This is a genomic window from Trebonia sp. (assembly GCF_030042015.1).
GTDB lineage: Bacteria > Actinomycetota > Actinomycetes > Streptosporangiales > Streptosporangiaceae > Trebonia.
On sequence record NZ_JASIAL010000206.1, the window covers coordinates 1 to 18,721 of the forward strand.

The following is an 18,721-nucleotide window of genomic DNA, read 5'->3' on the forward strand; positions in this document are numbered from 1 at the left end:
CTGCCTGGTTCTCGGCGATGGCCTCCTGGAGCACGCTCAGCGACAGGGCGGCCTGGCTCTCCTGGGCCTGCACCTTCTTGAGCTCGGCCTGCTGCGCCGACGTCTTGGGCTCGCGCTCGACGGCGGCGACCTTCGCTTCCAGGGACGCCACGCTCTGCATGTCCCCTGGCACTTCCTGCTGCATGGACTGGGTGACCACCTGCTGAGCCTGCTCCTGCTGCTCGGCCCGCAGCTGCAGGTACGAGCTGGCTATCGCGTTGGCCCTGCTGACCGCCTCGCTGCTGGTCTTCGCGCTCGCCGTGATCTGCAGCACGCGTTCGGTAACGATCGTGACCGAGTACGAGGCGGCAAAGCTGCCGAGGCTCTGGTGAATTCCGAGCTTGGCCATGGCAAGCTCGGCCACCGGGTGGCTCTCGGCGATCGCCTGCTCGTCGAAGACCGCCTCCGACGGGTTCTCGTCGACCCCGTACGTGATCAGCACCGAGGTCTGGGCCCTGTGCGCGGGCGGGTCGATCTTGAAGAAGCCCAGGCCGATCACGATACCGACGAGGGCAAGCGCGCACACCAGCCGCGCCTTGCGGTGAATGGCCGCCCAGATGTAGCCCAGGCTCACGAGGCCGGCGGCCACATCGGCCGGCTGGTCCTCGGGCAGGATGAAGTCGGGAAAGGCTGTGAGCCGCGCGGGACCGTCATGGTCCCCGTTCAGTGAGTACGTCACCGCCTGCTCACGTTCCGTCATCGTCTACTCTCCGTCACTAGGCCGACCATGCGGGTTGGCGTTTGGTGTTGGTCCAACCGCGCCAGCTGTGGCAGGCGCCCGGTTGTCTGGTCACCTGACTCGGGGTTGGCCACCAAGATTCCCGCGATGGTCCGGCCGGCGCCAGCGGCGGCGGCGGCGACGCGGACCAGTTGCTTCGCGGTGACCGCGCCGGCGGTAACCGCCAGCAGCGTGACGTCGGCGCGCGGCGTGCCGGCGAGGCGAGGCGCCTGCGGGCTGACGACGTCGACGACGACGGTCAGGGCTTGCGCGGGCGGCTGGGAGATGTCCTCGTGGTTGGTCACCAGCACCCGGAGGTTCCCCGCGTCCTGTCCTGTCGCGGCGCCGCCCGCCGCCCGCAGGGCGGTCGCCTCCCTGGTGGCCTGACATGGGCCGATCACCAGCGCGGTGGGAATGCCTTGCCCGGCGGCGGACACCGCGAGCTGGGGCCCTAGCGCGAGAGCCGCGCGGTCCGGCGACAGCGACAGCACCGCCACCGACCCGGCGCCGCCGTGACCGGCCTGCCAGGGCAGGCCGAGCTCGCGAAGCGCGCGCTGCAGGAGCCACGCGTCGCCCGCCCGGGGTTCGCAGTGCCAGAAAAGCCTCGTCCAGCCGGCCGCATCGGCCGGGGAGCTGGCGCGGACGCCGGCCAGGACGGGTACCCCGATCGAGTCGGCGATGGCGTCGCGCTTGCGCAGCCGGCGGTCGTTACCCCAGATCGCGAGCACCGCGATGAACGCGACCAGCGCGCCTGCCGCGGCGCCAGACGCGGCCGCCTCGTAAACACGGGTGGTGCGGGGCTTCGCGATCGCGGTCGCCGCGGGCTGCAGCAGCTCGGCTGGCTGCTGCCCGGCAGGATTGCTGGCGGCGGTGATATAGGCGATGTAGCTGCGGGTGACAGCGTTCGCCGTCCGTTCCGCCTGCTGTGCGGTCTCGCCCTGGGCGCTGATCGATATGGTCAGCGAGCCCGCCTCAGCGACCGTGATCCGGTGCTGCAGCGCCGCGAGGGAGACTGACAGGTCAGCGGTGCGCAGCGCGGCCAGGAGCACCGGCACGCTGGTGACGACGACAGACTGCGTGGAGACGTTGACGGAAGGCGTCTGCCCGCCGGCCGTTGAGGCGTTGAGCGGAGGGGGGAGAACGACGAGCGCGCTTGCCGTGTACACCTGGGGCTGAGCCGCGAAGTACACGGTGTTCCCGATCAACCCCAAGGCCACGATCGTGCCCGCCACGATCTTGTGCCGCCACACGGTCGTGGCTGACCTCTTCAGATCCAGCGCCTGCCCGCTCACTCAGCCTCCGGGAGAGTACTCTGCCATCGAATAAGAGCGCACGGGCGGCGTGGTGATACGGCTGCGCAAAGGTAGATTTGCCGGACCGCGGACTACGGCGCGGCGCCACAGGCGGCCAGCCCGGCCGCCCGGATGCCACCGGCTGTATCAGGCCGCGGTCCTCCCCGATCTCCTGCATGCACACGCGTCAGCTGCTTAGTCCAGCCCGGGCAGCCGAAGGAGATTAGGGACAGACGTGAACAAGCCACCCCCGCCGAAGACTGCCAAGGTCGGCCTCTTCGGCATCCTCGGTTCCGGGAACTCGGGCAACGACGCGTCTATGGAGACCGTGCTCGACTACCTCGCGGCCGCCCACCCGGACGCCATCGTCGATGTCATGGGCGGCGGGACGCCCGAGCAGATGCGCACCAGGTACGGCATCGCGATCACGCCCCTGTACTGGTACTCCAAACATGAGGGCCGCATGCCGGGCCCGGTGGCGGCCCCGGTCAAGGCCCTCGGCAAGGGGCTTGACGTGTTCAGGACGATGTCCTGGGTACGCCGCCACGACGTGGTGATCATGCCGGGCACCGGCCCGCTTGAGCTCACCTTGCCGGTGCGGCCGTGGGGATACCCGTTCACGCTGCTCGTGGTCGCGGTGTCCGGGAGAATCTTCCGCACCAAGGTCGCGCTGGTGAGCGTCGGGGCCGGCCCCGTCAGGCAGCGGACCAGCCGGTGGCTATCCAACGCGACCGCACGGCTGGCGTGCTACCGGTCCTACCGCGACGAACACTCGCTTGCGGCGATGCGGGCCCGGGGCATCGACACGTCGCGGGATCGCGTGTATCCCGACCTCGTCTTCGGCGTCCCGACCCCGCCGTACGAGCCCGGGGACCTGCGGGCAGTCGGAGTCGGCGTGATGGCGTATCACGGGGGAAACGACGACAGGGCGCAAGCGGCGGAGATCCACTCGTCTTATGTGGAGAAGATGACGCAGTTCACCAGCTGGCTCGTGAACTCCGGCCATCGGGTGCGGCTTTTCGGCGGGGACAGCAAGTTCGACTGGGACGTCGCCGACCAGGTGCTGGCCGCCGTACGGCGCGAGCGGCCAGATCTCGGCCCGGCAGTGGTGTCCGCCGAACGCGCCGATTCCTACGCCGACCTCATGCGGCTCATGTCCCCCATGGGAACGGTGGTCGCCACCCGCTACCACAATGTGATGTGCGCGCTGAAACTCTGCAAGCCGACCATATCCCTTGGCTATTCACGAAAGTTCGCCGACCTGATGACCGACATGGGGCTGGCGGAATTCAGCCTTTCCGCGAACTCGTTCAGCGTCGCCCAGCTCATCGAGCAGTTCGAGGCGGTCAAGACACGGCACGCCGAATTGCGGCAGCAGATGGCGGAAGCGAACGCGGCGAACATGCGCGCCCTGGACGACCAGTTCACGGTCTTGTCGCAAGTGCTGTTCGACGAAGACAGCGGGGACGAGGGGGACGGCGGGGGCAAGGCCGTTCCCGCGAGCCCTCGGGGCCGTCACGCGGCCGAGTCGGCCGTCAGGAGATGACCAGCTTGGTGCACGTGAACGCCTCGGCGTAGCGCGCGCGGCACTCCACGCCGCGCAGGCGCGCCAGCCCGAGAAACGTCTCCGCTCCCCACCAATCGCGCTTGTGCTGTGAGGGGTAGTACTCGTCGAGCAGGTCGGCCTTCGCCCGCGCGATCTCGTCGGTCAGCGGGAAGTACGTGTTCGGCCGGGGCATGTCGCCGTCCCACTTGGGGACCTCGTAGCCGAGGCAGACCTGATCGCGGAAGGCCGTCGGCAGCACTTCCGCGATCGTCCGGTGGTCTTGATGCGCGTCGCCCGTGGCGGGCCCGAGGATGAGGTCGGGAGCGAACGAGCGGGCCACGCCCTCGATAATCTCCTTGACCTGGGCCCAGACGGCCGGCAGCCGTCCCTCGGGCAGATCATGGAATTCGACCTCGAGGTCGGCGCCTGGCGTGAAGCCGCGCGCGGCCGCCCTGGCCTCGCGCTGCCGCTCCGGCGTTCCGGTGAGCAGCACATACCTGACCCGAAGCCCGTGCTGGCGTCCGGCGAGGCTGAGCAGGGTGCCACCCGCCGCGATCTCGATATCGTCCGGGTGCGCTCCGATCGCGAGCACCGACAGGGGCCCGCCGGCCGGTGCGTTCAGCCGCCAGCTGATCACGCGCTGACCACCTGGTCGGCGGCGAGCGCGGCCGCGCCGGCCGCGCCGGCCGCGCGGGCCAGCACGTCCGCGGACGTGGGCGCGGTGTGCCCGGAGCGCTCGGCGTCCCAGATCATCCACGGGCAGTTCCCCCTGTGGTACATCTCCTCCATCTGGGCGCGTTCCTTGACGGTGTCCGCCGGCGACCAGTACCCCTTGTACGGGTAAGCGAGCGCGCGCCCCTGCGGCACCAAGCGCACGATCGCGTCCTCGACGAGGTCCTCGCCCTCGTTGAGGTGGTCGAAGATTTCCTGCCGCATCACGAAATACCCGCCGTTCTCCCACTGGCGCAGGTCGCGCACCGGGGTCACCTGGGTGATGAGCCCGTTCTCGTCGATGTCAACGACGTGATGGGAGGATTGCGGAGGCACGGCGAGCAGGCTGATCACCGCCTGGCTGGCCGTGAAACGGGAGATCATGTCCGGCAGCGGCGCGTTCGTGAAAACGTCCGCGTAGTTGGCCAGGAACATCTCCTCGTCCTTGACGAAGCGCCGGACGCGCCGCAGCCGCTCGCCGATCGCGGAATGCAGGCCCGTGTCGACGAACGTGATTCGCCAGTCAGAAATATCCGTCTTGAACAAATCGACCTGACCGCCGCCGCTCATCACGAAATCGTTGGACCGGGTCTCGTCGTAGTTGAGGAAGAAGTCCTTCACCGCGGAGGCGCCATAGCCGAGGCAGAGCACGAACTCCGTGTGCCCGTAGTGCGCGTAATAGCGCATGACATGCCACAGCAGCGGACGCTCGCCGATCAATGCCATGGGCTTAGGAGCGGTCGTTACCCCGTCCCGCATGCGCATGCCCAGGCCACCACAAAACAGGACTACCTTCATGCCACCCTCCTCCTTGAAGCCACCTGAGCTATCAGACCTGCCAGGCACGCTCTGTAATACGAGGCTCACACGACTTCGAGCGAGGGAATCGGGAAGACCAGGCGCCCGCCCCAGGATCGCACGTACCCAAGCTGGGTGGTGATCTCATCGCGCAGGTTCCACGGCAGCACGAGGATGTAGTCCGGCCTGGTCTGTGCCAGGCGCTCTGGCGGGTAGATCGGAATGTGCGTGCCCGGCAGGAACTTCCCCTGCTTGACCGGCGACCTGTCGACCGTGTAGCCGAGCAGGTCCGATCTGATCCCGCAGTGGTTGAGCAGCGTGTTTCCCTTGCCGGGCGCGCCGTAGCCGGCCACCGGGCGGCCCTGTGCCGCGGCGGTGAGCAGGAAGCTCAGCAGGTCGCTCTTGATCCGCAGGACTTCGCCCGCGAACCCCGCATGCCCGGCGACCGAATGCAGGCCCGCCGCTTCCTCCGCGTCGAGCACCGCCTTCACCCGTTCGGCGGGCTCTCCCGCGGCCGCCGCCGGCCGCGCGTGCACCCGCAGCGAACCCCCGTGCGTGCTGAGTTCCTCGACGTCGACGACGCGCAGGCCGGCGGTCTGCAGCGCACGGCTCGAGGTAAGCAGCGACAGGTACGAATAGTGCTCGTGGTAAATCGTGTCGTACTGCCGCCGCTCGATGAGCCTGAGCAGGTGCGGGAACTCCAGCGTCACGAGTCCGGAGTCCTTGACCAGCTCGCGCAGCCCCGCCGCGAACCCGGTGATGTCCGGGACGTGCGCGAAGACGTTGTTCGCCGCCACCAGGTCGGCGCGGCCGTGCTCGGCGGCGATGGCCGCGCCCGTGTCCGGCCCGAGGAACTGCACGACGGTCGGGATGCCCTTGGCCCGTGCGGCCGCGGCGACGTTCGCCGCGGGCTCGACGCCGAGGACGGGGATGCCGGCCGCGCGGAAGTGCTGCAGCAGGTAGCCGTCGTTGCTCGCCACCTCGGTGACCAGGCTGCCGCGAGCCAGGCCGAGCCGGGCGATCATATCGTCGCAGTAGCGCTTGGCGTGCGCGACCCACGACGAGGAATACGATGAAAAATACGCGTAATCGGAGAATATGTCCTCGCCTGGAACATAAGCGGGAAGCTGGACGAGCAGGCATTCTTCGCATAGCCGCACATGCAGCGGGTAAAACACCTCTGGCTCGTCAAGACGCTCGGCCGCGACATAGCTCTCGCAAAGCGGCGACATTCCCAAATCCACGAACGTGCGTATGAGTTCCGCGCCACACAATCGGCACGCATGCCCTGACGACATGCTCCCCCAATTTCCTGATTCTTGGCCGGCTAGGACTATAGGCTGGCTGCGACGACGTTTCCCAGGTTAGGACTAACGTGACCGTACACCAGTGCCGGGCGTGCCGGGGGCAGGCCGGCGATCTTGTCCTCGACCTGGGCGAGCAGCCCGCGTGCGACTACTTCCCCCAGTGGGACGATCCAGGACCCGATCCGGTTTACCCACTGCAAATGTGGCTCTGCTCGTCGTGCGGGCTGGCCCAGCTGCTCGCCGACCCGACCGTTCCCGAGGAGCCCAAGGGCGCTGAGCCCGCCGCGCTGGCGGCCCAGGCCGCGGACGCGGTGGGCAAGGTCGCCGCGGCGGGATTGCTTGCCCCCGGCGCACGGGTGGCCGAGTACGGAAGCCCGCACGGCGGCTCGTGGCTGGGGCTGCTCGCAGACCGCGGCCTCGTTCCTGTCGGCGCCGGGGCCGAGGCCGACGTGATCCTCGACTGCTTCGGGATCATGCACGCGGCCGACCAGGCGGCGGCGGTCGCCGAGCGGGCCGCCAGGCTCGCGCCTGGCGGGGTGCTGCTGCTGCAGTATCACTGGCTGGACACGATCGTCCGCCGCGGACAGTGGAACGTGCTCCGGCACGGGCACTACGCCTACTACTCTGCCGCCGCCCTCACCCGGATGCTCGCCGCGGCGGGCCTCAGCCCGACCACCTCGTGGCGGTTCCCCCTGTACGGGGGAACCGTGCTGCTCGCGGCGCGGCACGACGCCGGCGCTCCCGGCAGTCCGTGCCAGCCCGATGGCACCGTCACCGAACTCCTGGCCGCCGAGGCCCGCACCGGGGTGCGCGACCCCGCGGTGGTCGGCGGCCTCCAGCGCGACGCGCGGACCCGCGCGAGCGCGCTGCACGACTGGCTCGCCGTCATGGCCGAGGCGGGCAAGACCGTCCTCGGCTACAGCGCCGCATCCCGGGCGGTCGCGTTGCTCCGCCTGGCCGGCGTGGACCGTGACCTGCTGCCCGCCGTGGCGGACGCCTCGCCCGCCAAGCACGGGCTGCGGATACCGGGGACGGCCATCCCGGTCATCAGCCCGGCCGAGCTGACGGCGCGCACCCCGGCGGCGGTCGTGCTCTTCGTCCCCGACCTGATGGCGGAGGTCCGGCACGCCTACCCGGAAATCGAGGCAAGCGGTGGGCGGTGGGTGGACGGTGACGGACTGCCAGCAGGCGACCCCGCACCCGGCTCAGCAGGCGTCGAGCAGCACGCGAAGCCTCGCTAGGCAGCGGCCCCGCGTCGGGCCGATGCTGCCGACCGGGAGCCCGAGCTCGTCGGAGATCTGGGCGTAGGAGACGGGCGGGTCGGCCATCAGGAGTTCCATCAGCCGCTGCCAGCGCCGCGGCAGATGCGCCACCGCTTCCCTGACGACCTCCGCGCGCTCCTCCGACAGCAACGCCTCGTCGATCTCGGGCTCGTGCTCGGCGGGACCGTCGAACGCGACATCCTCGTGGGCGAGCACGATCCGCTTGCGCGCGGCCAGGTTCCGCAGGCACTCGTTGCGTGCGGTGGCCGCCAGCCAGGAGCCAACGCGCTCCGGATGCTGCAGCCGGTCAATGTGCTCGATCAACCGCATCCAGGTCGTCTGCACCACGTCCGCGGCATCGCTCTCGACAAGCTTAAATTCTCTCGTAATCGACCAGATAAGCCTGGAATACTGGTCAACAAGCCGCTCCCAGGCGTGTTTGTCCCCGTTCGCTGCCTGCCGGACCAGCCGGGCCACGTCAGGCTCGGCGACACCGCGGATGCCAGCCCCCCGGTCCGCGTGCTCCATATCGGTCATCTCACAGTCGATCATCACGGTCATCTGCATCTCCCTTACCAAGGCCTCGGCGAGATCGAGTTCCTGTGCGGGTCCAGGACTCAGCGGGATAGGTTCGGTAGCTAATAGGCGCCCGAACCCCTGAAGACCACCGATAGCGTCTTCCACAGGATTTGCAGGTCGAGAGCGAACGACCAGTTCTCGACGTAGCGCAGGTCAAGGCGCACTGTTTCGTCCCACGACAGATCCGACCTGCCGTTCACTTGCCACATGCCGGTGAGCCCCGGCTTGACGACCAGCCGGCGCCGGACATGGTCGGCGTATCGCGCCGCCTCGTCCGGTAGCGGCGGCCGTGGTCCCACCAGCGACATCTCGCCTCGGAACACGTTGATAAGCTGCGGCAACTCGTCTATGGACCACTTGCGCAGCCGGGCACCGACCGCCGTGATCCGCGGGTCGCGGCGCATTTTGAACAGCACCCCGTCGAACTCGTTCCTGGCCCGCAGTTCCTCCAGCCGCTTCTCCGCGTCCACGACCATCGTGCGGAACTTGTAGATCTTGAACGTGCGGCCGTGCTTGCCGACCCGGGTCTGGGTGAACAGCGCGGGACCGCCGTCGCCGAGCCGGATCGCCAGCGACAGCGCCGCGAACAGCGGGGACAGCGCGACGAGGGCCAGGCCGGCCGCGACACGGTCGAAGATCTCCTTGACCACCAGGCGTGGCCCGGTGAGCTGGGGATGGTCCACGTGCAGGAGCGTCAGCCCCGCGGTGGGGCGGATCGTCGTGCGGGGGCCGGCGACATCGAGCAGCGCGGGCGCGACGCACAGGTCCGTGCCGGTCTTCTCAAGCTCCCAGGCGAGTTGCCTGAGCGCGGCGCTGTCGATCTCGCTGCTCGACAGCACGGCGACCGTGTCGGCGCCGCACCGGCGCACCGCGTCGGCCACCTCGACCAGTCCGCCGAACACCGGGACCCCCGCCACGTCGCGGCGTCCCGATTCCCCCGTCAGGCAGGTCGCCACGACGGTCAGCCCGTGGTAGGTGTCGCGCCGCAGTTCGGCAACCAGGTCGGCCACCGCGGACTCGGGGCCGACGGCCAGCACGGTGGACATGCAGCGGCCCAGGGTGCGCTGCTTGTGCAGCCGCTTGCGCATCGCGTACCTGACCGTCAGGTCAACGGCCGTGACGCTCGGCATGGTAATCAGCAGGTACGCGCGGGAAAGTTCGGTGTTGACCGCATAGGAGAGGATCGCGATGCACGCCGTCAGGCTTACTCCGGCATTCAGCACCTTGCGGAACTCATCGGAGCCAGTCCCTATATACCGGACGTCATAGGCTCCGGAAAGCCACAGCGCGAGCACCCACGACAACGGGAAAACAAGGCTAAGCGCGGCGTACCCCGCGCTGATATGGCCGTCGAATCGGACTTGGAGTGCCAGCGTGGAAGAAACTACCGCAATCGCGAAATCGAACGTCGCCGCACGGCGAAGGTAAACCCGGGTCCAGATCGCCAGCCCGGACGCCATGCGCGCCCGCCTGTCGCTGGCGGTAATGACATAGTTGCTCACACCAGACCGTCCCCACCCCTTAGGTGGACTGGCAAGCCAGCCGTCCCACCGTCTGAGTTGAACCAAAGTAAGAAGAGCTTTTCCCGTTAACAAGACGCGCAGCTTCAGCGCCAGGTTGACACGCTTAGATCAGAAAGCACGGAACAAACCCCACCATGACCAGCAGAAACACACCAGAAACAATGTGACCCGTCGCCTGCCCCCCAGGGTCAGGCGCGACCGGACCGTTCCCACCGGCGCACGCGCTCAGCGTAGCGCCTCGCAACGGCTCGTAGTTGCGTTTCCGGGTCAATTCCCGCCGTGCGCGCCCTGGCCACCACGCGCATCAGCTCAGCGCCGAGTTCCTCCGCCGGCGAGGCCCCTTCGCCCGCGCCAGCAGCGGCCGCGCCAGCAGCGGCCGCGGGAAAGCCCGCCCGCTCCGCCCGCCGTTGCAGCTGCGCGGCCAGCGACAGCGCCGGCTGCCCGAACGGCACCCCGTCAAGCACGGACGGCGGCGGCGAACCGGACGCCGCGGACCGCTCCGTGCGTTCGGCTTTCTTGATCTCCTCCCAGTTCGCGGCGACGTCGTCGGCGGAGGAGACGGCCACCGAGCCGAACACGTGCGGGTGCCGCCTGATCATCTTGGCGGCGAGCGTGTCGGCGACGTCGTCGATCGTGAAGCCGCCGTCGGACGGCGACCGCTCGGCGGCGATCCTGGCGTGGAACAGCACCTGGAGCAGCACGTCGCCTAGCTCCTCGCGCAGCGCGGTCAGGTCCCCGCCCTCCACGGTCTCGACCGCCTCGTAGGCCTCCTCAAGCAGGTAGGGCAGCAACGACTCGTGCGTCTGCCGCGCGTCCCACGGGCAGGAAACGCGCAGTGCGTCCATGACCCCGACCACGTCGAGCAGGTGGGCGCCCGGAAGGTCGCGGGAGCCGTGCAGGAGCAGGGGCGGCTCCGCCAGCGCGTCAAGCAGGCCGGGATCCGCGTCCCCCGGCGGGGCCAGCCACACCACCGCCCCGGCCCCGGCCGCGGCCGCAACCGCGGCGCGCAGCGCCGCCGCCAGTGACTGGGGGTCCTGCGGGGGCCGCCCCGCCAGGACCTCGGCGTTCACCCCGGCCGCGGTCAGCGCGGGCAGCTGCGGATGGTCCGCCGACCCGGCTAGCACCCGCGCGGCGGACCGCAGCGCCGACCATGCCTGCCAGGTGAGCAGCCCCGGCGCCACCCGCGGGCTGGTCAGCAGGACGGTCAGCACGACGCCGGGGTAAGCCCCGAGGTGTCGGCGGGCGACGGCGTCCCGGCCGGCCGGGACAGCGTGTCGTTAACAGGGACGACCGTGAGCTGGCTGTAGTCCAGCCGCCCGAACTGCGGGTTCACCTGGATGTTCAGGTACTTGGCCGCGGCGCACTGATCCTTGGTGAGCAGCGCGCTGACCGCGTTGTCCTGCGCGGTCGTGGTCGGCAGCTTGCCGCCGTTGCTCTTCTCGGCGATCGCGAGCTCCTGGGCCTGGAACAGGCCGAGGTCGGGCAGCATCTGCGGCGTGACTCCCGCGTCAAGCAGCGCCGCCTGCGCGCTGCTGAGGCCTTCCTCCTCGGCCGCCTCGGCGGCCTCCGAGTTGATGTCCGCGGTGCCCGCCTGAACCTGCGCCTGGGTGACCGAGACGCCGGCCGCGGCGGCCATCTGGTTCCCGATCTGGAACTTGATCAGCCAGCCGAGCACCGCGGCGGGCATCTCCGCGGCCGTCAGCGAGATCTGGCTCCCGTACGGGGCGGCCGCGGCCTTCAGGTTCGAGACCTGGGTGTCAAGCGCCGAGAGGCTGATCCGCTGGCCGCCGACGACCGCCGCCGCGCCGAACTTGACCGGGGAGCACGCGGCCAGCGCCAGGCACGTGCTGATGGACAGGACCCCGAAGGCGGCCGCACGCGCCGCCGCGCCAGGCTTGCCGAACACAGGCGATCCCTTCCCGGACGATCGAGCTTCCCGGACGTCAGGCGTTCCGGACGTTGAGTTACAAACCGGAGAGTACCGAACGGATGACCTCCGCGCACCACGCGAGCAGTTCGGTGTCACGCAGCGGCTCCCCGCCGAACGTGGCGGTCTTCGGCACCGGTACCAGCATCGTACGCACCGCCGGCTTGAGCACGGTCTTCGGGTACAGCCGCTGAACCCGCACCACGCGCGAATCGGGCAGCACGACCGGGGCGAACCGGACGTGCGCCCCCTGCAACGTGATGTCGGTCAGCCCGGCGCGGCGCGCGGCGAACCGCAGCCTGGCCACGTCGAGCAGGGTCGCCACCGGCAGCGGCAGCTCGCCGTACCGGTCGGTGAGCTCGCCCGTGACGGCGTCGACGTCAGGCTCGGAGTCGATCGCCGCGATCGAGGTGTACGCCGCCAGCCGCAGCCGCTCGCCGGGGATGTAGTCGTGCGGGATGTGCGCGTTCACCGGCAGTTCCACGCGCACTTCCGGCCGTTCGGCCGGCGCGTCATCGCGCAGCTCGCGCACCGCCTCGCCGATCATCCGGACGTACAGGTCGAACCCGACGCCGGCGATGTGCCCCGACTGCTCCCCGCCGAGCAGGTTGCCGGCGCCGCGGATCTCCAGGTCCTTCAGCGCCACGTACATGCCCGCGCCGACATCGGTGTGCTGCGCGACCGTGGCCAGCCGCTCGTGCGCGACCTCGGACAGCGCCTTCTCCGTCGGGTACAGGAAGTAGGCGTACGCCCGCTCCCTGCCGCGGCCCACCCGGCCGCGCAGCTGGTGCAGCTGGGACAGCCCGGCCGCATCCGCCCGGTCCACGATCAGCGTGTTCGCGTTCGGTATGTCGAGCCCGGACTCCACGATCGTGGTCGAGACAAGCACGTCGATCGCGCGGTCCCAGAAGTCCACCATGATCTTCTCGAGCTCGTGCTCGTTCAGCTGCCCGTGCGCGACCGCGATCCGCGCCTCGGGGACGAGCTCGGCGACCCGGGCGGCCACCTTGCGGATCGACTGCACCCGGTTGTGCACGTAGAACACCTGGCCGTCGCGGAGCAGCTCGCGGCGGATCGCGGCGGCGACCTGCTTGTCGTCGTAACCGCCGACGAACGTCAGCACGGGGTGCCGCTCCTCGGGCGGGGTGAGGATCGTGGACATCTCCCTGATGCCGGCCACGCCCATCTCCAGCGTGCGCGGAATCGGCGTGGCGGACATCGCCAGCACGTCCACCTCGGTGCGCAGCCGCTTGAGGTACTCCTTGTGCTCGACGCCGAACCGCTGCTCCTCGTCGATGATCACCAGGCCGAGCCGCCTGAAGCGGGTCTCCGGTGACAGCAGCCGGTGCGTGCCGATCACCACGTCCACCGACCCCTCGGCCATGCCGCGCAGCGTGTCCGCCACCTCGGCGTCGGACTGGAACCGCGACAGCGGCCTGACCACCACGGGGAACGGCGCGTACCGCTCGGAGAACGTGTTGAGGTGCTGCTGCGCGAGCAGCGTGGTCGGCACGAGCACCGCGACCTGCTTGCCCTCCTGCACCGCCTTGAACGCCGCGCGCACGGCGATCTCGGTCTTGCCGTAGCCGACGTCACCGCAGATCAGCCGGTCCATCGGCACCGGCCTTTCCATGTCGTGCTTGACCTCGTCGATGGCCGCGAGCTGGTCGGGCGTCTCCGCGTAAGGGAAGGCGTCCTCGAGCTCGCGCTGCCACGGCGTATCCGGCCCGAACGCGTACCCGGGCGAGGCCATCCGCGCCGAGTACAGCCGGATCAGCTCGGCGGCGATCTCGCGCACGGCCTTGCGCGCCCGGCCCTTGGTCTTGGCCCAGTCGGCGCCGCCGAGCCGGTGCAGCGCGGGCGCCTCGCCGCCGGAGTACTTGGTGACCTCGTCCAGCTGGTCGGTCGGCACGTACAGCCGGTCGGGCGGGTGCCCGCGCCTGGCCGGCGCGTACTCGAGCACCAGGTACTCGCGGGTGGCGCCCGCGGCGGTCCGGCTCGTCATCTCGACGTACCGGCCCACCCCGTGCTGCTCGTGCACCACGTAGTCACCGGCTTTGAGCTGCAGCGGGTCGACCCCGCCGCGCCGCCTGGCAGACGGCATCCGCCGTTCGTCCCTGGTGCTCGGCCGGGACGCGCCGCGCGCCGCGAGGTCGGCCTCGGTGAGCACGGCCAGCCGCGCCGCCGGCCAGCTGAAGCCCTGCCGCAGCTCGCCGGTGGACACGTAAGGCACGCCGACCTCGGGTTCGGCCGTGACGTCGCCGAGCCGGGCGCCGAACCCCTCGCCGCGCAGCATCTCCGCGAGCCGCTGCGCGGGCCCGTGCCCCTCGGCGACCAGCACGACCCGCCACCCGCCGGCGAGCGCGGCCCGCACGTCCGCGAGCATCCGCGCCGTATCGCCGCGATAGGCGGGAGCGGGCTTCGCGTCTATTTTCCCGAACGATCCCGGCCGGCTCTGGTCGCCAGCCGGCTCTGCCTGACCGTCCGTGCCGTCTTCGAAGTCCTCTATCGCCCCGAACGGCGCGAGCGTCCACCACGAGATGCCGAGGTCGGCCGCGGCCTCGCGGATCTTCGCGATCGGCTGGAACGCGGACCCGCCGAGATCGACCGGCGCCTCGCCGCCGGCGGCGGCGCTCACCCAGGACGCTTCGAGAAACTCCTGGCTGGTCGCGACCAGCTCGATCGCCCTGGTCCTGATCCGCTCCGGGTCGCAGGCGACCACGATGCCGCCGAGCGGGACGTGGTCGAGCAGCAGTTCCATCCGGTCGGCGAGCACCGACGCGAACGCCTCCATGCCCTCGACCGGGATCCCTTCGGCGATCTTGCCGAGCAGCTCGGAAAGCGCCGGGTGCTGGTCGGCCAGCTCCTTGGCGCGGGCGCGGACCGACGGGGTCAGCAGCAGCTCACGGCAGGGCGGCGCCCAGAGCCCGTGCGGCGCCTGGCCGGAGCTGCGCTGGTCGGCCACGCGGAACACGCGGATCTCCTCCACGGTGTCGCCGAAGAACTCCACCCGCAGCGGGTGCTCCTCGGTCGGCGGGAAGATGTCGAGCAGCCCGCCGCGCACCGCGAGCTCGCCGCGCCTGGTGACGATCTCCACCCGGGCGTAGCCGATCTCCACCAGCCGGGCGATCACGTCGTCGGGGTCGGCGTCGTCGCCCGCCCGCAGCCGCACCGGCTCCAGGTCGCCGAGCCCGGCGACGATCGGCTGCAGCACGCTGCGCACCGGCGCGACCACCACCCGGAGTGGCCCGGCAAGCGCCGCGTCATCCTTGCTGCTATCGCCGGCGGGCCGGCCTGCCGGCTCCCCATCGTTCTTGCTGTTATCACCGGCGGGCCGGCGTGCGGGTTCCCCGTCACCCTTGCTGTTATCAGGATGCCCCGCCACGCCAGCGGGATGGGCGAGGCGGCGCAGGACGGCGATCCGCTGGCCCACCGTGTCCGAGCGCGGCGACAGCCGCTCGTGCGGCAGCGTCTCCCAGCCGGGGAAGCAGGCGACGGTGTGCGGCGGCAGGAACGCGCCAAGCGCCGCGGTCAGGTCGTCGGCCTCCCGCGCGGTCGCGGTTACCGCGAGCACGAACCGGCCTGGACCGCGGCCGCGATCGCGATCGCGGCCGCCCGCCGGGCCGGCCGCCAGCGCGGCGACGAGCAGCGGGCGAAGCGCGGACGGTGCGACGATGTCGCGCTCGGGCGCGTCACTGCCGGCGAGGAGGCTGCTTAGCTGGGGATCTTCGGCTACGGCGGCTAGTAGTCCGGCGAGGCTCATACTGTCCCAATGTCGAAGTTTTCGGCAACCTCCAGCTTACGTGGCCGGTCGCGGTCGGTAGGCGCCAGCCCGTATGCCTGAGGCAAAGGTAATGCGCTGAGTAGTTGATCAACTACCATGCGGTGTTATGACTACTGCTGACCGTGGCGCACCTGGTACGCGGCGGACGACGGACCGGTTCTTCGCCGAGCCGCTGCGTGACTATGTGCTGCAGTGCCTGGGCCAGCCGGTCAGCCTGCTCCAGGCGGGCTGCCTAGCCCCGCTTCGCGAACTCGGCATCGCCGAGCTTGCCGAGGGCGGGTTCGAGATCTCGGTTACCGCGGTGGACGCCGACCACCCGCTGGCCAGGCAGGTACTGCAGCAGACCGGGAGCGCCTACGACCACGTTATCACCGGCGACCTGCGCACCGTTCCGGTCCCGCAGCGCGGGTTCGACATCGTGTACTGCGCGCTGCTGCTCGAGCGGATCGAGCATGTGGAGCTGGTGCTCGACCGGCTGGTGAGCGCGCTCAAACCGGGCGGCCTGCTGCTGCTGCGAACCGGCGACCGGCGCTGCGCGGCGGGCCTGCTCGACCGGCTGCTGCCGCGGCCGGCCCGCAAGGCCATCTGGTCCCGGCTGCATCCGGGCGTCCCCGGCCCGTTCCCCGCCGTGTACGAGAAGCCCGTCTGCGACCAGGGCATCGCCTCCTACACGCTGATGCGCGGACTGGTCATCGCGGCGCGCGGCGCGCGGCTGACGCTGCCCGGACGGCCGACGGCGATATCATCGTCGGTGCGTATCACCTGCACTGTCATCTCCCGGCTAACCGGAGGACGCTTCGACGACGGCCACGATGAGCTGCTGTACGTGATCCGCAAGCCGCAGGACCGCTTCGCCCGCGTCGTGTGACGACCCCAGGCGGCGGACAGCACGCACACGCCGGCTGGTTTACGCCAACGGGGAATAACGAAAAGAGGCGCACGTGACGGCCGACCAGCTGCCCGCGGAGCTGGCCGAGTGGCCGGCCTGGACCCCCGGCGAGGCGCAGCTCGGGGAGCTTGAGCTGATCACCTCCGGCGCCTTCGCGCCGCTGACGGGATACCTGACCACCGCCGACCTGGCCGCCGTCGCGGCGCGCCGCGAACTCGCCGACGGCACTCCGTGGCCGGTGCCCGTCACGCTCACCGTGCCCGCGAGCGCGCTGCCCGGCGACGCCGGGCACCTGGTCCTGCAGGACACCGAAGGCTCGCCGCTGGCCGTCGTGGACATCACCGAGCGTGCCCACGGCGACGCCGCGGGGGGCATGCTGCGCGTCGCGGGGCCGGTCACCGCGCTGCGCGCCGCAGAACACGGGCCGTTCCGCACGCTGCGGCGGGCGCCCTCCGACGTGCGGCACGAGCTGGCCGGCGCGCCCGTGCTCGCGCTGGCCACCAGGCGTCCGCTCGGCCAGCGGCACATCGGGCAGCTCAGGCACCTGGCCGGGCAGCTGAAGGCGCGGATCTTGCTGCTCCCGCTCGTGGCCGGCCCGGCCGGCGTGGTGCGCAGGCCGGAAGCGCTTGTCCGGGCCGTCCTGGCCGCGGCGCGGCAGCTGCCCGACGGCACGCTGGTCATCCCGGTACCGCTGCCGCCACGGGCCGATCCGGACGAGGAGCTGCGCGCGCAGGTGGTCGTCGCCGCCTCGCACGGTGCGACGCACATGCTGACCGAGGGAGCCGGCCGGGATCGTTCGGAAGAATCGGTTTTTGAAAAGTTCGGTGTCGAGGTTCTTGCCCTGGGCGAGTGGGCCTACGACCCGGTCTCCGAGGTCTGGCGGCCCCTCGGCCTGATCGAGCCGGGTGCCGAGCGGGGCGAACTGTCCGACGGCGAACTCGGCGCGCTGCTCGACTCGGGCGAGAGCGTTCCGCCGTGGCTGATGCCGGCGGGGGTGGCCGCCGAACTGCGCCGCGCCCGGCCGCCGCGATCCGAGCGCGGCCTGGTCGTCTTCTTCACCGGCCTGTCCGGGTCCGGCAAGTCGACGCTCGCCCGCGACGTGCGGGACGCGCTGCTCGAGCGGGGCGACAGGACGGTGTCGCTGCTCGACGGCGACCTGGTGCGCCGGCTGCTGTCGGCCGGGCTCACGTTCTCCAGGGAGGACCGCGACCTGAACATCGCGCGGGTCGGCTACGTCGCCGCCGAGGTGGCCCGGCACGGCGGGATCGCCATCTGCGCGCCGATCGCGCCGTACGCGGCCGCGCGGGCCGCGGTCAGGTCGATGGTCGGCGAGGTCGGGGACTTCCTGCTCGTGCACGTGTCCACGCCGCTCGCGGTGTGCGAGCAGCGCGACAGGAAGGGGCTGTACGCGAAGGCGCGCGCGGGGCTGATCGACTCCTTCACCGGGATTTCCGACCCCTACGAGGAGCCGGCGGACGCGGATCTGGTGATCGACACATCGGTCGTGTCGCGGCGGGACGCGCTCGCCGCCGTGCTCGCCCTGCTCACCCGGGGCCGCTGGCTCGTTCCCCCCGGGGGGACGACCCCCCGGAACCCCCCGGCTGCGCCTTGACGGCGCACCTGCTCCGGGGGGTGTGCGGTTCGCTATCGCTGCTTGCCCTGGCGGACCTGGGCCGAGTCCTCGTTCTCGTCCTCGTCCTCGTCTTCGGCGGCGGCGCCTTCCTCGATCCTGGCGCGGAATTCGGCGGCCTTGCGCCCGGCCTTGTTCAGCCGCCTGTTCAGCGCGTCCGACATGGCCTGGCGCTGCCTGGACAGCAGCACGTAGCTGGCCAGCGCGCTGATGACGAACGCCAGCAGAACCAGCAGGACCCCCCGCGCACCCGCCAGGTAAAGCAGGAAGGCCGCGACGACGAGCATCAGGATGCGCGCGCACGTGTACGCAAGTCCGATTCGCATCTGTTCCCCTGTTGGCAGAAACCAGCCGGTCCCCTGCCGGCAGGAACCAGCCGGGCACTACCCAGTGTAGGACTCGGTGTCTGATGCCAGGATACGGGACAGCAGCGCCGGGTCGATGTTCCCGCCCGACAGGACCGCGACCAGCGGGCCGTCGCCGGCCCCGAGCTCGCGCGCGCTGCGGAACAGGCTCGCCGCGACCGCGACCGCGCCGCCCGGCTCGGCCACGAGGCGGGCCCGCACGGCCAGCAGCCTGACGGCGGCGAACATCTCCTCCTCGGTCACCGTGACGATGCCGCTCACCAGCGCGCGGATGTGCCGGAACGTCAGCTCGCCGAGCTGCTCCACGCGCAGCGCGTCCGCCGCGGTGCGGGCGACCTCGCTGGCCGGCCA

At 70.6% G+C, this 18,721-nt stretch carries 16 protein-coding genes; 4 read left to right on the forward strand and 12 right to left on the reverse strand.

The features are described from left to right. The coding region (locus Q1N79_RS10615; RefSeq protein ID WP_300607612.1) for a hypothetical protein at positions 1 to 739 on the reverse strand (739 nt) is incomplete at its 3' end. After that, positions 736 to 2,049, reverse strand: a complete 1,314-nt coding sequence (locus Q1N79_RS10620; protein WP_300607615.1) for a Wzz/FepE/Etk N-terminal domain-containing protein — start codon at positions 2,047 to 2,049, stop codon at positions 736 to 738. The genes Q1N79_RS10615 and Q1N79_RS10620, both read right to left, overlap by 4 nt. A 235-nt stretch (positions 2,050 to 2,284) precedes the next feature. On the opposite strand from Q1N79_RS10620, the gene Q1N79_RS10625 reads away from it, so the two are divergent. After that, positions 2,285 to 3,595 carry a polysaccharide pyruvyl transferase family protein gene (locus tag Q1N79_RS10625; protein ID WP_300607618.1) on the forward strand — a complete coding sequence of 437 codons (1,311 nt, stop codon included), beginning with the start codon at positions 2,285 to 2,287 and terminating at the stop codon, positions 3,593 to 3,595. Here the strand turns inward: Q1N79_RS10625 and Q1N79_RS10630 are convergent. From Q1N79_RS10630 to Q1N79_RS10640, 3 genes are all read right to left on the reverse strand, one after another. Beyond that, complete coding sequence (locus tag Q1N79_RS10630) at positions 3,585 to 4,232, reverse strand: PIG-L family deacetylase (RefSeq protein WP_300607621.1); 648 nt, start codon at positions 4,230 to 4,232, stop codon at positions 3,585 to 3,587. The two genes, Q1N79_RS10625 and Q1N79_RS10630, sit on opposite strands and share 11 nt — an antisense overlap. Then, positions 4,229 to 5,104, reverse strand: a complete 876-nt coding sequence (locus tag Q1N79_RS10635) for a sugar phosphate nucleotidyltransferase (protein ID WP_300607624.1) — start codon at positions 5,102 to 5,104, stop codon at positions 4,229 to 4,231. The genes Q1N79_RS10630 and Q1N79_RS10635 overlap by 4 nt, the downstream gene beginning before the upstream one ends. 65 nt (positions 5,105 to 5,169) lie before the next feature. After that, a complete protein-coding gene (locus tag Q1N79_RS10640; protein ID WP_300607627.1) occupies positions 5,170 to 6,402 on the reverse strand; it encodes a class I SAM-dependent methyltransferase in 1,233 nt (410 codons plus the stop codon). A gap of 77 nt (positions 6,403 to 6,479) precedes the next feature. On the opposite strand from Q1N79_RS10640, the gene Q1N79_RS10645 reads away from it, so the two are divergent. Then, positions 6,480 to 7,652 carry a class I SAM-dependent methyltransferase gene (locus Q1N79_RS10645; protein ID WP_300607631.1) on the forward strand — a complete coding sequence of 391 codons (1,173 nt, stop codon included), beginning with the start codon at positions 6,480 to 6,482 and terminating at the stop codon, positions 7,650 to 7,652. On the opposite strand, the gene Q1N79_RS10650 is transcribed toward Q1N79_RS10645, so the two are convergent. From Q1N79_RS10650 to mfd, 5 genes are all read right to left on the reverse strand, one after another. After that, positions 7,617 to 8,234 carry a sigma-70 family RNA polymerase sigma factor gene (locus tag Q1N79_RS10650; protein ID WP_300607634.1) on the reverse strand — a complete coding sequence of 206 codons (618 nt, stop codon included), beginning with the start codon at positions 8,232 to 8,234 and terminating at the stop codon, positions 7,617 to 7,619. The genes Q1N79_RS10645 and Q1N79_RS10650 overlap by 36 nt on opposite strands. Before the next feature lie 77 nt (positions 8,235 to 8,311). After that, positions 8,312 to 9,754, reverse strand: coding sequence for a sugar transferase (locus tag Q1N79_RS10655; RefSeq protein WP_300607637.1), 1,443 nt, complete (start codon positions 9,752 to 9,754; stop codon positions 8,312 to 8,314). Positions 9,755 to 9,963: 209 nt separating this feature from the next. Further along, on the reverse strand, positions 9,964 to 10,986 hold the full coding sequence (locus Q1N79_RS10660) for a MazG family protein (protein ID WP_300607640.1): 1,023 nt from the start codon (positions 10,984 to 10,986) through the stop codon (positions 9,964 to 9,966). After that, entirely contained in the window at positions 10,980 to 11,681 is a 702-nt protein-coding gene (locus Q1N79_RS10665; RefSeq protein ID WP_300607643.1) for a hypothetical protein, read from the reverse strand. The genes Q1N79_RS10660 and Q1N79_RS10665 overlap by 7 nt, the downstream gene beginning before the upstream one ends. A 58-nt stretch (positions 11,682 to 11,739) precedes the next feature. After that, on the reverse strand, positions 11,740 to 15,465 hold the full coding sequence (mfd, locus tag Q1N79_RS10670) for a transcription-repair coupling factor (RefSeq protein WP_300607645.1): 3,726 nt from the start codon (positions 15,463 to 15,465) through the stop codon (positions 11,740 to 11,742). Positions 15,466 to 15,592: 127 nt separating this feature from the next. Between mfd and Q1N79_RS10675 the strand changes: the two genes are divergently transcribed. Both Q1N79_RS10675 and cysC read left to right on the forward strand, forming a co-directional pair. After that, the gene (locus Q1N79_RS10675) at positions 15,593 to 16,354 is read left to right on the forward strand and encodes a bifunctional 2-polyprenyl-6-hydroxyphenol methylase/3-demethylubiquinol 3-O-methyltransferase UbiG (RefSeq protein WP_300607648.1); all 762 of its coding nucleotides are present in this window, start codon (positions 15,593 to 15,595) and stop codon (positions 16,352 to 16,354) included. A gap of 73 nt (positions 16,355 to 16,427) precedes the next feature. Further along, a complete protein-coding gene (gene cysC, locus Q1N79_RS10680) occupies positions 16,428 to 17,987 on the forward strand; it encodes an adenylyl-sulfate kinase (RefSeq protein ID WP_300607651.1) in 1,560 nt (519 codons plus the stop codon). Positions 17,988 to 18,019: 32 nt separating this feature from the next. On the opposite strand, the gene Q1N79_RS10685 is transcribed toward cysC, so the two are convergent. Next, positions 18,020 to 18,331, reverse strand: coding sequence for a DUF4229 domain-containing protein (locus tag Q1N79_RS10685; RefSeq protein ID WP_300607653.1), 312 nt, complete (start codon positions 18,329 to 18,331; stop codon positions 18,020 to 18,022). Between the two features lie 57 nt (positions 18,332 to 18,388). Then, a partial coding sequence (locus Q1N79_RS10690) for a pyridoxal-phosphate dependent enzyme (protein ID WP_300607656.1) occupies positions 18,389 to 18,721 on the reverse strand: 333 nt, incomplete at its 5' end.